The sequence below is a fragment of the Butyrivibrio sp. M55 genome (assembly GCF_900116865.1).
GTDB lineage: Bacteria > Bacillota > Clostridia > Lachnospirales > Lachnospiraceae > Butyrivibrio.
The window spans coordinates 51,481-67,420 of record NZ_FPCD01000005.1 but is presented as its reverse complement, the minus strand read 5'-3'; the positions used below and the strand labels follow the sequence as shown (position 1 = coordinate 67,420).

Annotated in this window: 12 protein-coding genes; 9 read left to right on the top strand and 3 right to left on the bottom strand. The window is 42.1% G+C overall.

Annotation, left to right across the window (positions count from 1 at the left end; translation table 11 throughout):
- Positions 1–69 precede the first annotated feature (69 nt).
- Both BM398_RS07690 and BM398_RS07685 read right to left on the bottom strand, forming a co-directional pair.
- Positions 70–1,368, bottom strand: a complete 1,299-nt coding sequence (locus BM398_RS07690) for a galactokinase (protein WP_092337162.1) — start codon at positions 1,366–1,368, stop codon at positions 70–72.
- A gap of 13 nt (positions 1,369–1,381) precedes the next feature.
- Positions 1,382–3,436 carry a beta-galactosidase gene (locus BM398_RS07685; RefSeq protein WP_242949781.1) on the bottom strand — a complete coding sequence of 685 codons (2,055 nt, stop codon included), beginning with the start codon at positions 3,434–3,436 and terminating at the stop codon, positions 1,382–1,384.
- Positions 3,437–3,727: 291 nt separating this feature from the next.
- On the opposite strand from BM398_RS07685, the gene BM398_RS07680 reads away from it, so the two are divergent.
- The 9 genes from BM398_RS07680 (at position 3,728) to BM398_RS07640 (ending at position 15,279) form a co-directional block, all read left to right on the top strand.
- On the top strand, positions 3,728–4,771 hold the full coding sequence (locus BM398_RS07680; protein WP_092337160.1) for a LacI family DNA-binding transcriptional regulator: 1,044 nt from the start codon (positions 3,728–3,730) through the stop codon (positions 4,769–4,771).
- A gap of 121 nt (positions 4,772–4,892) precedes the next feature.
- Complete coding sequence (locus BM398_RS07675; RefSeq protein WP_092337159.1) at positions 4,893–6,212, top strand: extracellular solute-binding protein; 1,320 nt, start codon at positions 4,893–4,895, stop codon at positions 6,210–6,212.
- A gap of 113 nt (positions 6,213–6,325) precedes the next feature.
- Entirely contained in the window at positions 6,326–7,825 is a 1,500-nt protein-coding gene (locus tag BM398_RS07670; protein ID WP_242949780.1) for a carbohydrate ABC transporter permease, read from the top strand.
- Positions 7,825–8,673: a sugar ABC transporter permease gene (locus BM398_RS07665; RefSeq protein WP_092337157.1), complete on the top strand. Its 849-nt coding sequence runs from the start codon at positions 7,825–7,827 to the stop codon at positions 8,671–8,673. The genes BM398_RS07670 and BM398_RS07665 overlap by 1 nt, the downstream gene beginning before the upstream one ends.
- A gap of 469 nt (positions 8,674–9,142) precedes the next feature.
- Positions 9,143–9,673: a UBA domain-containing protein gene (locus BM398_RS07660; protein WP_092337156.1), complete on the top strand. Its 531-nt coding sequence runs from the start codon at positions 9,143–9,145 to the stop codon at positions 9,671–9,673.
- A gap of 32 nt (positions 9,674–9,705) precedes the next feature.
- The gene (locus BM398_RS07655; protein WP_092337155.1) at positions 9,706–10,425 is read left to right on the top strand and encodes a response regulator transcription factor; all 720 of its coding nucleotides are present in this window, start codon (positions 9,706–9,708) and stop codon (positions 10,423–10,425) included.
- Positions 10,400–11,662 (top strand): sensor histidine kinase, encoded by a 1,263-nt coding sequence (locus BM398_RS07650; protein ID WP_092337154.1) that lies wholly within the window; start codon positions 10,400–10,402, stop codon positions 11,660–11,662. The genes BM398_RS07655 and BM398_RS07650 overlap by 26 nt, the downstream gene beginning before the upstream one ends.
- Positions 11,663–11,799: 137 nt before the next feature.
- Positions 11,800–13,644 (top strand): diguanylate cyclase domain-containing protein, encoded by a 1,845-nt coding sequence (locus tag BM398_RS07645; protein WP_092337153.1) that lies wholly within the window; start codon positions 11,800–11,802, stop codon positions 13,642–13,644.
- A gap of 3 nt (positions 13,645–13,647) precedes the next feature.
- Positions 13,648–15,279, top strand: coding sequence for an alpha-amylase family glycosyl hydrolase (locus tag BM398_RS07640; protein WP_092337152.1), 1,632 nt, complete (start codon positions 13,648–13,650; stop codon positions 15,277–15,279).
- On the opposite strand, the gene yihA is transcribed toward BM398_RS07640, so the two are convergent.
- Positions 15,271–15,876: a ribosome biogenesis GTP-binding protein YihA/YsxC gene (gene yihA, locus BM398_RS07635; RefSeq protein WP_026656825.1), complete on the bottom strand. Its 606-nt coding sequence runs from the start codon at positions 15,874–15,876 to the stop codon at positions 15,271–15,273. The two genes, BM398_RS07640 and yihA, sit on opposite strands and share 9 nt — an antisense overlap.
- Between the last annotated feature and the right edge of the window lie 64 nt (positions 15,877–15,940).

Sequence of the window (15,940 nt, the reverse complement as noted above, 5' to 3'; positions counted from 1 at the left end):
GATTTAGAGCCATGACTAAAAGTCATGGCTCATCTTTTTAGTGGGGTTTATATTTAAAACAAATAGTGTTTAAATATCAATTTTCATACCGCCGTATTTTCTGATCTTAAGAACGACGCATGCTCCTTCGCCGAATATATCGTTGAGGGCTTTTTTGTATTCTTCGACTTTGTCGTTACGGACGAAAGCCTGGATTGTTCCGGCAAATCCGCCTCCGTGAACCCTGCATACACCGCCGTCTTCGCCAAGTATGGTCTCGCTGATGCAAAGAGCAAGAGATATACCCTGGTGCTGAACATCCTGATTGGTGTATACGTTCTGAAGGAACTTGTATGATGAATTACCGGATTCTTTTATGATTTTCAGGAATGTAGCAAAGTCATTGTTTTTGAGGGCGTCAACCTGTCTTATAACCCTCTTGTTCTCTTCATAGAAGTGGAGAGCACGAAGAACTGCTCTGTCTCCGAGTTTTTCACGAAGAGCGGGAATGGATTCAATAACTTTGGATTCAGGAACATTTACAAGAACGGCTTTCCTGAATTCTTCCGCTACGGCTTTCATTTCCTTGGTAACGGCAGCATATTCCGAAGTTAAGTCTGCGTGATTTCCCTTTGTATCTGTGATACAAAGACTGTAGCCTGCTGCATCAAGATCGAGCTCTAAGGTTTCAACTTTCGGAGTGCCGGGAACTTTGAAATCTATATGGCTAAGCTTTCCAAAAGAGCAGGCCATCTGATCCATAAGACCGCACGGCTTACCAAAATATATATTCTCTGCGTATTGTCCTATTAGTGCAATGGTCATCGGATCAATCTTATCTTCGTTGTACAAAGAAGAGATGATTGTTCCAATCACTGTCTCAAAGGATGCAGAAGATGAAAGGCCTGAACCGTTAAGAACATCGCTTGTGATGTAGGCATCGAAACCGCCTATTTCATATCCGTTCATTTTGGCTCCGGCGAGAACGCCCTTTACCATGGCAAGTGAAGAACCGTGTTCAGTCTTGTTTATAGCTGTGTCATCGGGGCTGAAGCTTATCATGTTGTTGTAGCCTTCGGATTTGATATTTATCTTGTCATCTTTTTTGGCTACAACGGCGATGGTGTCTAAGTTAATGGACGCCGTAAGGACATGGCCGTGTTGATGATCGGTGTGGTTACCGCATATCTCTGTGCGTCCCGGTGCATTTATTATGCATACATCATCGTTATATCCGGGAGTTGACTTAAAGGTATCCTCATAGCTTTTTATTGCTTTGATATATCTTTCTGTCTGATAAGCAATCAGAGATTCATCGAGATAGATATCCAGAAGCTTATCTTTTAATCTGCCATCTTCAATATAACTGATCAAGTCCTGTGTTTTCATATTTTCCTAACCCTCATCTGTTGACAAATATCTTAATACCCCAAGGTCCGATACTGATTCTGTCTCCGCGGTTGTAGTTATCCGAGCTTATTAGTTCCGTGCAGTCTTTAAATATTGAGATAAGCTCAATTCTGGGAGAGTAGTTAAAGTAGTAGGTTATCTCTTCTCCGAGAGCATTGGTTCCCGTTTTAACTATAATAGGGAATATTTCTTCGGGTACGGAGAGGCCTATTCTTCTTATAAGCTTTTTCAGTATCGAAGTGAGACCTTCGCATTTCATGTAACATCCGATATAGGTTACGGTTCCGCTTCCGTTTTCATAGAGTTTCTTATGAAGGATTGCGGCATATTTATCCCAGCATGGATGTACGTAGGTACCCCAGATTTCTTCGCCTGTGCCCTGAGGCCTCAAAAGTTCCATCCAGTGAGAAACATTAAATTCTCTTCCTTCGATCTTTATAGTAGTATCTACGGGTCTTGTAAACTGATCGTAGCTTCCGCCGACCATGTCTGTCATGTTGTAAGGAAGCGCATCTGGATAAATCTTAAGCTCTTCATCAGCGACAAGGCTCTTAAATCCAAGTACAAGATTTCCGCCTTTCTCAACATATTTGCGAAGAGAATCGATGAGCTCTGTTGTTGCCGAGTAGAGTGAAGGCGCAATCAGGAGAGGATATTTTTTAACGAGCTCTTCCGAATCCATATCAATAATATCGTCTTTGTAAACAATATCTGTTTCAAGATTCATCTTGTAGCAAGCATTGTACATCCAGCGAAGTATATGGTTATAACTAAGCTCCTTAGGACTCCAGTCATCTTCTCCGACACTTGCATCAGATACATCGTCTATAGGGAATTCATCCAGACCCACAAGGCTTCTGTTATCTGCGATAATGGCAGCAGGACAGTGCTTCTTGAGGTTCTGTAAATGTTCGTCTATCTTAAGCTCTTCAGATCTTGCAAAGGCAAGTTCCTTATATGTTTCGCCGGGGATCAGATCGTGGCTTATGATTCCTTTCCAGTAGGATTCAAGGGAATTGTGGATTGAATGCCAATTCCAGTACATAACACCGTTTGCTCCACTTGCAAGGTGGCTGTAATAAGCCTGCCTGAGCTGTCCGGGATATGCAAGCCAGTCAAGTCTGCCCTGAGACTGTGTTTCAAGTACAAGATAATTATCTTTTTTGAGTGATCTTCCGATGGCGCCGCCAAAGCCTATGGTTGCACCGTCGAATCTGTTTTGAGTGGGATGGTAGATATCAACTCCGGCAATATCAACTGCCTTTGCAGCGTCCTGCTGATTAACAAGAGGCTGAATGCCGTAAGAAAATCCGTCCCATGAGAAATCATAATTGTGAGTGATGAACTGATCGTCTCTCTTATACTCATTTATGATGTCTGCCTGCCATTTCTGGTACTCGGTGATCCTGTCTCTGAGGAACGCCTTGTAGGCAGCGGAAAGACTACCGTTTATGGTACCGCGGATATCGGGCATGTCATCCCATGATTCAATGCGGTTACTCCAGTAATTAAGCCCGAATTCATCGTTGAATATATTGATGTCGGGATATTTCTTCTTCATCTCTTCGATGAACATCTTTTGATTTTCGGGAGAGTATCCGTTTCCGGAACGTGTCTCGTTATCAATCTGATATCCGATAACCTGCGGATTAGCCGCAACTTCTTCCATCATCTTTCTGATGATCCTTTCAGCATGGAAAAGAAAATGCGGGTTAGTGATGTCGTGTTGTTGTCTGCGTCCGTAGATGCTCTGGCCTTCAGGAGTTACGGCCATGACATCGGGGTATTTCTTTGCAAGCCATGAAGGTATAGCGTAAGTAGGTGTGCCCACAATTACCGAAATATCGTATTTTGCGGCCGCATCAAGAACTTTGTGTAAATATGTAAAATCAAATACGTTATCGGAAGGCTCCCAATTACTCCATGTGGATTCAGCGATTCTGATAACGTTCATGCCGGCATCCTTCATAAGCTGGAAATCGGTATCTATTCTGTCATAAGGCATATATTCAGCATAATAAGCAGCGCCAAAAAAAGTTGATTTCATAACCATTCACCTCATAAAAAAACCTTTGTATCTTTGTATATATATTTTATAAAAAAATTCGCTTAATATGTCAAAAAATGAGAAAAAATATTCGTATATGCAATAAACACAAGATGCTAAAAATTGGTTTTATTTAGCAGCCAACATGAAAAATCAAGTAACAATTGCGGTTGACGAAAAAATGATAAAGTGCTAAATTTCAAACAAGACAACCAATTGCGCAAAGTATAACACAGAGTTTAAAAAAAGCAAAGTATTATTTTAAATATCGATTAAAAGAGGTTTTATCGGATGGGAGAAAATGAAAAAAAGAATATAACCATCGGGGATGTTGCGAAGGCGTTGGGGGTGTCAAAAACAACGGTTTCCCGTGCAATTTCCGGTAAGGGCAGAATAGGAAACGAAACAAGGCAGAGAGTCCTTGAATATATAGAAGCAAACAATTACAGGCCAAATCCGATGGCCAAAGGGCTTGCTGACCAGAAAAAATATAATATATGCTGGGCTATTCCCGGAGATTCGAATGTGTATGCACTTCCTTTTTTCCAGAGGTGTATGGCGGGAGTTTGCGAGGTTACTACGGCTACGGATTATGATGTTCTGATTTCACTTGTATATGAGGATAATATTTCTCATTTAAAGAGGATCGTCGAGAATAAAAAAGTGGACGGCATTATCCTTGGACGAACGATGGTGGACGATCTTGCCGTTAAGTACTTAAAAAGCATGAACATTCCGTTTGTTACGGTCGGAAGCAGCAAAGAAACGGGTGTGATTCAGGTTGATAACGATCAGGAGAATGCCTGCATGGAGATGACAACAGCTCTGATAAAATGCGGTTATAAAAAGCCTGTTCTGATCGGCGGCGCACTCAGCCACATGGTAAATACGACAAGACAGAAAGGGTTTGAGATGGGGCTTAAGGCAGCAGGTATCGAAGTTAAGCAGGATATGCTCTTTCTTGGAAACGAAACTTCCGAAGAAGTGGAAAAAGCAGCCGAATCAGCGATCAAAGCGGGTGCAGAGTGCATAGTATGTATGGATGACAGAATATGTCGTGATGTGATATTGAAACTCAGGCGAGATGGAGTGAATATTCCCGGGAATGTCGGAGTTGCGTCTTTTTATAACAGTGATCTGCTTTCAGGGAACCAGCCTCAGGTCACAGCTCTTCAGTATGATCCTAAGGAACTTGGAAACGTGGCGTGTAAGACGTTACTCAGACTTATAGACGGTGAAGAGGCTCCGGAAAAGATCCTTCTTGGCTATGAGGTATTACTGAAAGAGTCCACACAAAAAAGCGTAAATTCGATTACATTATCAAAAAAACATTGATACACCCCCGTAAAAAAGGTAAAATATAATAGTATGGACAACCGTTTGCGTATGATTTTTGCGCAATAGTACAGGCAGAAGAACTTTTATATTACTTATAATTGTTAGGAGGGAAACGATTATGAAAAAGAAGTTTCTATCAATTGCTTTGGCATCTATGATGGTTGCAGCTGCTATTACAGGGTGTGGCAATCCTGAGGTTGCCAATGACACGGTAGAGTCTGAAACACCAGCAGCTGAAAGCTCAGGAGATAGCGGGGAAACGGATGGCGCAGCTTCTGCGGACGCAGTGCAGAACCTTATCAGTAGTACAACGGGACCGGTGGATCTTACACTTTGGGCTTCTGAGGAAGATCAGGATTTCACACAGGGAGTTATTGAGGACTTCAAGGCTCTTTATCCTGATGTAACATTTAACATTACACTCGGCGCAGAGTCAGAGTCTACAGCTAAGGATAAAGTCCTTACAGACGTTGAGGCTGCTGCGGATGTATATACATTTGCTCATGACCAGATCAATGACCTGGTTAATGCGGGAGCACTTCAGGAAGTATTGGCTACTTACACATATGATGTAAAGAATGCCAATGTTCAGACTTCTGTTGATGCCGCAACAGTAGGCGGAAAGCTTTATGCTTATCCTATGACGGCAGACAACGGTTATTTTATGTTCTATAACAGTGAAGTTATAAAAGATCCTTCTAATCTTGAAGCAATGATTTCTGATGCAAAGAATGCAGGTAAGAAGATTGCAATCGAATTTAAGAACGGATGGTACCTTTACGGTTTCTTCAAGGCAGTCGGCCTTGACGCTACACTTAACGAAGACGGAAAGACAAACACTTGCAACTGGAACGGAGAGGGCGGTGTTGACGTATGTCAGGCAATCCTTGATGCAGTTGCTTCAGGTGTTGTTGTAAATATGGATGACGGCACTACCGTTACAGGAATTAAGGACGGTACGGTTTGTGCGGCTATTAACGGTATCTGGAATGCACAGGTTGCACAGGATGCCTGGGGAGCAAACTACGAAGCAAGTAAGCTTCCTACAATGAAGATCGGTGGCAAAGATTGCCAGCTTTCATCATACTCCGGATTTAAGCTTATCGGCGTAAATCCTCATGCAAAGAATATCGGTTGGGCTATGCTTCTTGCTGAGTACCTTACTTCAGAGGAAGTTCAGACAGCAAGATTTGAGGCAAGAAACCTCGGACCTTCCAATATAAATGCAGCTTCATCAGATGCGGTTAAGAGTGATAAGGCTATTTCAGCTCTTGCAGCGCAGGCACCTTTCTCAACACCTCAGGTTATTGGCGGAAATTACTGGAGTCCTGCTGAGACACTCGGACAGATTCTTGCAAGCGGCAATCCTGACAATACAGATCTTCAGCAGCTTCTTGATACTGCAGTTGAAGGTATTACAGCGCCGGTCAATGACTGATAATTGAATTTTGGGCTAGATACTAGCCAATGAAGTATAACCCCATATCGAATGAGGTATGGGGTTATATTTGTCAAAAAAGGTAAAAGGGTAAGAGAAAGGAGTTGAGATAATTGGCTAATTATAGGACTTATCCGCATAATCAGAGAAATTATCCGCGTAATCAAAAGACTGTTCGTACTAAGAAGGCTCCCAAAGTTAATCCAATTGTAAAATACTTCAAGGAATTGGGCACTTGTCTGGCAGAGGGCAGTACTTGTGTGAAACTATCGACCGTATTCATGGGATTGGGGCATATATACAATTACCAGTTTATGAAGGGTGTGCTTGTATTTATTGTACAGGCGCTGTTTATTGTATACCTTATTTTCGGTGCCGCACCGAATCTGGCTAAGTTCAGTACACTCGGTACGGTGAAAAGAGAAGCCTTATTCGATCCTCTGACGATGCAGAATACAGTAAATGATTATGATAATTCATTTATGATACTACTCGGATCGGTAGGTGCACTGTTTATTATTTTCATGTTCTTTTTATTCTGGGTAAGCAATATTAAGAGCATGTACAAAACACAGCTTCTGCTGGAGGCAAGAAAGCATGTAAATACTTTCAGTGAAGATTTCAAAGAGCTCTTGGGCGAGAAGTTCCATATTACACTTCTTTCATTCCCTATTCTCGGCGTTATTTTGATGAATATCATCCCGATATTGATCCTTATCACTATAGCATTTACCAATTACGACCAGAATCATCTTCCGCCGAGTGAACTGTTTACCTGGGTTGGATTCAGAAACTTTGTAAAACTGTTTACTCAGACAACAACATCATCTTTTGGATATGCATTCAGAAGAATTCTTGAATGGACATTTTTGTGGGCATTTTTTGCAACGGTTTCGAACTTTTTGCTTGGTCACCTTATTGCACTGCTCATCAATTCAAAACTTATCAAGATCAAAAGATTTTGGAGAACTTTGTTTATTGTTACGATTGCCGTGCCGCAGTTTGTAACGCTTCTTTTGGTAAGAAATTTCCTTGCGGATTCGGGTATTGTCAATTCAATATGTTCAAGCATGGGAATAACAGCTTTTCTCCAGAATGTAGGCCTTGTAAGTAAGAATATTTCATATATTCCGTTCCTTACCAGTCCGGGATGGGCAAAAGTTACGATTGTCATTATAAATATCTGGGTTGGTATTCCGTATCAGATATTGATCTCTACAGGTATTCTTTTGAATATTCCAAGGGATCAGATCGAGGCGGCAATGATCGACAGAGCGTCGCCGTATGCGATATTCAGAAACGTAACAATGCCTTATGTTATGTTCGTTGAGGGACCTACACTTGTAACTGACTTCGTAAGAAATATCAATAACTTCAATATTATTTATCTGCTTACGCAGGACGTATATGTAACGACGGATCAGGCGCTGGCCAATTCACACGGAAAAGAAGTAGACCTTCTCGTCACGTGGTTGTTCAGACTGACAAACGAGTATTATGACTACAAGATGGCTTCGGTAATCGGTGTCATTGTATTCTCGATATGTTCGATATTTACTATTCTTTCATTTAGCAGAATCGTAGCAGGTGAAAGAGAGGAGGTATTCATGTAATGAAGATAAAGAAGATTATTATATCCTGCCTCCTTCATATTCTTTTGGCATTTATAACTTTTGTATGGATAATACCGATCATCTGGCTTGTAGTTACGGCTTTTAGCGGATATAAGGGAATAGACATATCTCATTTCTTCCCTGAGACATGGTCGGTTAAGAATTTTAGTACCATTTTGTTTAAACCGGACTCTGTTGTTCAGTATGTGACATGGTTTAAAAATACGTTTATCATAGCAGTCTTTACTTGCATAATATCCACAGTGTTTATATTTATGGTGGGTTATGCATTTTGCTGCCTGAGATTTCCGGGACGTAAACAACTTATGGTATTTAGTGTTGTTTTGAACATGTTCCCCGGTGTACTGTCGATGATAGCTGTATACTTTGTACTTAAGTCTCTCGGACTTACAAACAGCCACATTGGTATGATCATAGTATATTCGGCGGGTTCCGGACTCGGATTCCTAATTGTCAAAGGATTCATGGATACAATTCCCGTATCTTTGCGTGAGTCTGCACGACTTGAAGGAGCCAATGAGCTTCAGATCATGCTTAATATCATAATTCCTATCTGTAAACCTATAATCGTTTATCAGGTAATCGCCTCATTCCTTGTTCCGTGGGGAGATTTCGTACTCGCAAAGCTGATGCTTAATTCCGGACTTTCAAAAGACTGGACCATTGCGATAGGATTGTATAACATGCTTGATAAGTCGCTTATCAACAAGTACTTCTCAATATTCTGCGCAGGCGGACTACTCGTTTCCATCCCGATATCAATTCTGTTCCTGCTTATGCAGAAGTTCTACATTGAGGGCGTATCAGGCGGAGCGATTAAGGGCTGATCATTTATAAAAGGGACGACCTGTATGGCCATTCTTCACGGCCCGCAGCGACGGTTTCAGTTTTGAAATGTTTGTGGTCGGCTGCGCAGTGATTTTCATAATTTCAGAAAACCCGAAAATGCCTCCTTTTGACGTTGCTCAGATAAGTCGGCATTTTCGGGTTTTCTAAAATTTTAAAATCATCTTGCTCGTCCGAAAACTGCACATTTTTAAAACTGAAACCGTCGCTGCAGGCCGTGAAGAATGGCCATACAGGTCTGTTGCTTGTTATAATCTGATTGTAATTGAGACGTTTAGGAGGCTATGAAATAGGGGACGAAATTAGAACAGGAAGTCTATTCGCCACTACCCCTGTTTGATGACATTAATCTGATTTTAATCTTTCTCAAAGGATTGTTTAATTTGGGACCTTTATATTGATTACTGTAAACAAAAGAAAACATTCTTAAAAAGAGAAAGGGAATACACCATGGATGAATTTGAAAAGATTGAAAAATTAAGAACAAGAGCAAATGTATCATATGAAGAAGCAAAGGCAGCACTCGGCGAAGCAAATGGCGATCTTCTTGATGCCATGATTATTTTGGAGAAAGAGGGTAAGGTTGCAAAGCCTGAACAGCAGGTTCATTCTACAGAGTATACACGTGAACCCGGATATGATATGGTTCCTGTAGGAAGTGCAAAAGACTGTGGCGAGAGCTTCGGAACAAAGGTTAAAGAGTTCCTTAAGAAAGTGATCGATTATCTTTCAAACAATCATATGAAAGTTTCACATCACGATGAGCAGGTGATTGACCTTCCTCTTTGGACGGCGGTTCTTATAGTGGTACTCGGCTGGTGGTTCGTACTCGTACTTATTGTGGTTTCACTGTTCTTTGACTGGAATTATAAGTTCTACGGAAAGAACAATCTGCAGGGCGCAAATACTGTAATGGACAAGGCAAAAGAGACAGCTGAGCAGGTTAAGGAAGAATTCCATCACAATTCTTCGGAATCATAAGGAAACACTACTAATTATGACAGGAGTATTAAATGGCGGCACATTTACTTATAGTTGAAGACGAAGAAAAACTTGCAAGATTTGTCGAGCTTGAATTGCAGCATGAAGGATATGAGGTTAGCAAAGCGGCCGATGGCCGCGAAGGCCTTAGGATGGCAACTGAAGGGAACTACGACCTCATTTTGCTTGATATCATGCTGCCGGGCTTAAACGGATTGGAAGTACTGAGGCGCTTGATGCAGGATAATCCGACGCCGACGATTCTTTTGACCGCACGTGACGAAGTCATGGATAAAGTATCGGGACTCGATGGCGGAGCTGTGGACTATATCACAAAGCCTTTTGCCATCGAGGAACTTCTTGCAAGAGTCAGGGTTGCGCTTAAACTTCACGGAAAGGTGGGTGCTGAGAGCGCAGCCAAAGGCACTTCAGACGCAAATGAAGAAGGCGTTTATACCTGGCAAAAATTAAAGCTTGATGAGAAAAAGCGGGAGGTTACTTATGACGGCCATATCATCCCGCTTACAAACCGTGAGTTTTTGATGCTTGAAATGCTTCTAAAGAATAAAGACATTGTGCTTTCGAGGGATACTCTTCTTGAGAAAGTGTGCGGCTATGACTATGTCGGTGAAACCAATATGATCGATGTATATATAAGATATCTGCGCTCAAAGATTGATGATGCGTTTGATGTTAATATGATCACGACCGTGAGGGGAGTAGGCTATGTCATCAAATCCGATGCAGAATAATGTTCGCCCGTCAAAAAAAATGACGTCTATCGCGCATCATATCGTGGTTCAGATAAGCTGGGCAAAGACGAAAGTATATTTAAAAACGGATCTGCTCCTGTTCATCCTGCTGAACGCGGGATGGGCATATATGAAAGAGCTGGAGGTTATCGGGGAATTTTCTCTTTTTAATCATAATCGCAGCTTATATTCGGAAACAGGGCATTTGAGCGATATATGTTATCGTGTTTTTTCAACGGACGGGGAAATGCTTATGTCCGCCGAATTTTTTATGATAGCTTTCAGGATAGCTGTTTTTGTGGCGGCACTTTTTGTATTGCAGATGATAGGACTTATGCTTTCGCTTCCGATCGTGTTTCAAAAGGCACATCGCACGCTCAGACCAATAAGAGAGATTGCGGAGAAAGCGGATGAACTGAACAGACTCGCTTTTTCGGAGGATAAATTCAGGCATATAGAGGATGCGATAGAACATGCGGATCCGGAGGGTACGATAAACCTTCACGACAGGGATCTTCTGGGAATAGAGCAGGCGGTCAATCACCTTATAAAGAGACTGCAGGATTCATACAGGCAGCAGGCGCGTTTTGTAAATGATGCGTCGCATGAGCTCAGAACGCCTATAGCGGTTATCAGGGGATACGCAGGAATGCTGGAGAGATGGGGCAGGTCTGATGAAAAAGTGCTTGATGAGTCGATCGCGGCTATATCAAATGAAGCCGAGCACATGAACCACCTGGTTGAGCAGCTTCTTTTCCTTGCGAGGGGCGACAGCGGAAAGACGGTATTGCAAAAAGAGAGCATTCTCTTAAATGAACTGATGAAGGAAATATATGAGGAATCATTTTTAATAGATGAAGAGCATCCGTACAGGTTTAGGGATGCCTCGGAACTTATAACGATTGACGCCGACCGTACGCTTCTTAAGCAGGCGGTGCGCATACTTGTGGATAATGCCGCAAAGTATACGGATAAAAACGATGAGATAATACTTGGAGTTGGGCGTACCGAAGACGACAGGCCGTATCTGATGGTGCAGGATACGGGTATAGGTATGACTCAAACAGATGTTGAGCACATGTTTGAGAGGTTCTACAGAGCCGATGAAGCCAGAAGTTTTCAGGGAACGGGCCTTGGCCTTTCAATAGCGAAATGGATAGTTGACAGACACGGAGGACACTTCGAAATTGTTTCGAGAACGGAACTCGGAACACGAATAATGATAGTTTTGACTTAAAAATTTGCCTTAAAAAAGCATAAAGAATGAATTTGCCCTATTTATAAATGTTAACGATGTGTGTTATACTAAGTGTGTCGGCAAAAAGTACATTTGTCTACGAAGTGGCATTTTGATATTTAGGAGAATAAGGGCTTATGAAGAAGGTTGCTCTGGTAATGGAAAGCTGGGGACGATACATCACTAACGCATGGATAAGTGGAATCCTCAGCAAGATTAAGGAAGCGGATGCAGATATAAACTTATATGTATTTAACGCTTATGCCAATTGGAGCACAGATGAGCTGTACAATCAGGGAGAACATTATATATTTGGTCTCCCTGATTTTTGTGATTTTGACGGAGTAATTGTTGAGCTTAATAACACAGAGATTCCCGCTGTTAGGGACGAAGTTATTGAAAGAGTCAGGGAATCCAAAGTTCCGGCCATACTTATAAATTCAAAGGAAGATGGCTTCTATTTGGTTGGCGTAAACAATTATCAGTGCATGTATGATAACATAAGCTTTTTATATAACGAGAAAAATTGTAAGAGCTTTTGGTTTGCAATGGGACCCGAGGGAAATTACGAGAGCCAGATGCGCGCCAAGGCACTTGTTGACTTCGCAAAAGAGAACGGCCTTAAAAAGAACAAAGATTATGTTCTTGAATTCAGTGGTTTTGATATTAAGGACGGCAGAGATATATTTAGGAAATTGTATGGGGCAAAAAAGAAGATGCCCGATGCGGTAATATGTGTCAACGACAACCTTGCGGTCGGTGTGCTCGCCGAGGCGGAAGAAGCAGGAATTAAGTGTCCCGAAGATTTTTATATAACTGGATTTGATGATTTTGATAAAGCAAGATTCTATACTCCGAGGATCTCTACTGTAAGTTATAAGAGAGAAGATGCCGGAGAGATGGCAATACAGCTATTCATGGATATATGGGACGGAAAGCCTGTCAATCAGGAGAATTATATTAAGTCCACAAATATTTATTGGGACAGCTGTGACTGCGAGTCTGATATTGTTGTTGACAGCCGTGCACAGATGAAGGGCAATATCCTGTGGAACGAGAGCAGCGTGGAGTTTGCAAACGACTTATTAAAGCTTTCTTCAAGGATTACTCATGCGGACAGCATGAAGGAAATGGTCGATGTTATCCGTGATGTTGTTAAAGTATCCAGGTGCGAAGACATCATAATGGTTTTGGAACCCAAGTTCTGGGCGCAGTTTGAGACTGCCGAGGAAGAATGGATATTTGATACGGCTTATATCAACGAAGATTGTATAAAAAATATTTTCCCGACTTTTGAAGGCAGAGGAAAAGGCGATTGCTATCTTTTTATCCCGATTCATTTCAGGGAAAAGAGTGCAGGTTACCTTGCCATGAAGAATCCTATATACCTTATGGAACAGCAATTCCTGTTTGACCTTATAAATACGTTCTTATCGGGAATGGAGATTCTTTACCAGAAAGAATGTCTTGCAAGGGCGAACGAGAAACTTTCGGATTTATCTGTAAAAGATGCTCTTACAGGCCTCTACAACAGACTTGGATTTGGAGAATACGCAGAGAAGCTTATCGCTGACGGACACAAAGAAGGAAAGCCGATGCTCATTCTTTATTCCGATCTTGATATGCTTAAGTACCTGAATGATACCTATGGCCACGAGGTTGGTGACAAGGCCATAATATGTGCTTCCAACGAGTTAAAAGAGCATGTTACTCCCGAGGGAATGTGCTTCAGACTTGGCGGTGACGAGTTCCTTATAATAGATAAATTCATGAGTGATGAGATCGTAAGGGATTGCATCGTTGAGATAAGAGAAAACTTAGTAAGAGATTCCAGAAAGATAGAGCTTCCTGTAGATCTTTCGCTTAGTTTTGGATATGTTGTGACGGAAGGCAAGGGCAAAGTGTCTTTGGATGAATACATAAGCAGAGCAGATACCTTGATGTATGAGGATAAGAGAAGGAGACGGAAAGGTAGGATATAAGCAATGCCTGATTGGCTTAAGAATGCAGTATTTTACGAGATCTATCCGCAGAGCTTTTATGATACCAACGATGACGGAATAGGAGATATTGGGGGGATCATAGAGAAACTTGATTATATCAAGGACCTTGGGGCAAATGCGCTCTGGATCAATCCGTGGTACGACTCTCCGTTCAAGGATGCGGGCTACGATGTGAGAGATTACAAAAAAGTGGCTTCAAGATACGGAACTAACGAGGATGCAAAGCGCCTTTTTGAGACGGCTCACAGTAAGGGCATTCGCGTACTTTTAGATCTCGTTCCGGGCCATACATCCGAAGAACATGAGTGGTTTAAAGAAAGCGGGAAAGCAATTCCCGTTGTAGACGGAGTGCCCAAGAAAAACGAGCATTCCGACAGATATATCTGGACTGAATACTGGCTGTCAGGTATTGGCGGCCATCCTTACATAAGCGGGGAATGTGACAGAAACGGCGTGTACATGCTGAATTTCTTTAAGTCGCAGCCCGCTCTCAATTATGGTTTTGCCGCTCCGACCGAGAGCTGGCAAATGTCTTACAAAGATCCCGAACCGCAAAAAACGCTGGAACTTATGATGGATGTTATGAGATTCTGGCTTGATATGGGATGCGACGGCTTTAGAGTGGATATGGCTGATTCTCTTGTAAAAGACGATGATGACAGAAAGTCATGCACGTGCTCGCTTTGGAAGAAAGTAAGAGCAATGCTTGATAAAGAATACCCCGAAGCTGCGATGGTTTCTGAGTGGTCTAACCCCGAACTTTCTTTGGCGGACGCCGGATTCCACATGGACTTTTATCTTGATCATGCGGGAAACGGATATAACAGACTTTTCCGTGACTACGAGACACTTGAGAAGTACCATGTATTTCCGATTGCGGAAGACAGGAAGAACACCGAAGGCAGGGACAGAAGCTATTTCAAAAAAGACGGTGACAGCGATGCCACGGCTTTTCTTAGTGACTACATTCCAAAATATGAAAAGACAAAAGATGCGGGGTACATATGCTTTATGACCTGCAATCACGATACGCCAAGACCTGCAAGGACACTGGACGAGACAGAGCTTAAGATTGCTTATGCTACGATTTTTACTCTTCCCGGAGTTCCGTTTATCTATTACGGTGATGAGATAGGCATGAAATATATTGAGAACCTTCCGACTAAAGAAGGCGGATATACCAGAACGGGCAGCAGGACTCCCATGCAGTGGGACGGAGGTGCTGTTAATATGGGATTTTCCGCCGCATCCAAGGATAAGCTCTATCTTCCCGTTGATGAAAACGGTCCGAGTGTTACGGGGCAGCAGAATGATAAGACTTCTTTATATAATGTTGTAAAAGAAATTCTTGCGATCAGGGGAAAAGAAAAAGAGCTTTGCGCAGATGCTTCGTTTGAAGTTTTGTGCAGCGGAAAAGATAAGCCTTTTGTTTATAAGAGAGGCAGTCTTGTGATTATGGTTAATCCCGGTGAAAAAGATATTGAATATACAGCGGACTATCCCGCGATAGAAAGCGGCGACTATGAAGAAGTCTATTCAATCGGCAGGATAGAACGCAGTGGTTCAAAGATTGTGCTGAAGGCACAGAGCTTTGTAATGATCAGATTAAAGTGATGATTCTTTTGCTTCGGCTAAGAGTTCATCCATGAAATCATAAATATCGTCGCGGCCGTCCTTGCTTAGTGCTGAGTAAGGGAAAATCCTTACATCATCCGGAAGACCGAGTCCGTTTCTGAGCATGTTCAGGTGCTTTTCATGCTGGCTCTTCTTGATCTTGTCGGATTTGGTTGCGATTATGACAGGCTGGAATCCCTGATGCACGATCCATTTGTACATCTGAACGTCGTTTGCAGAGGGCTCATGCCTTATATCTATCAAAAGAAAAACTCGAAGGAGCTGTTTGGAAGTGTGAAGATAGTTCTCTACCATCTTTCCCCACTGCTCCTTTACTTTTTCGGGAACGCGCGCAAAGCCGTAGCCCGGAAGGTCTACGAGATAGAACTCGTTGTTTATGTTGTAGTAGTTTATTGTCTGGGTTTTACCCGGTTCCTGTGAAGTTCTCGCATAATTTTTTCTATTCATTATGCCGTTTATAAGTGAGCTCTTGCCGACATTACTTTTTCCCGCAAAGGCAAATTCGGGGTACGGATTGTCCGGAAGAGTACTTGTGATACCGCATACTGTTTCGAGGTTTACATTCTTTATTACCATCTTGTATTGTCTCCATGATCAATTGAATTCGATTTTTGGTTCCCGTATATTCTACACTATATGC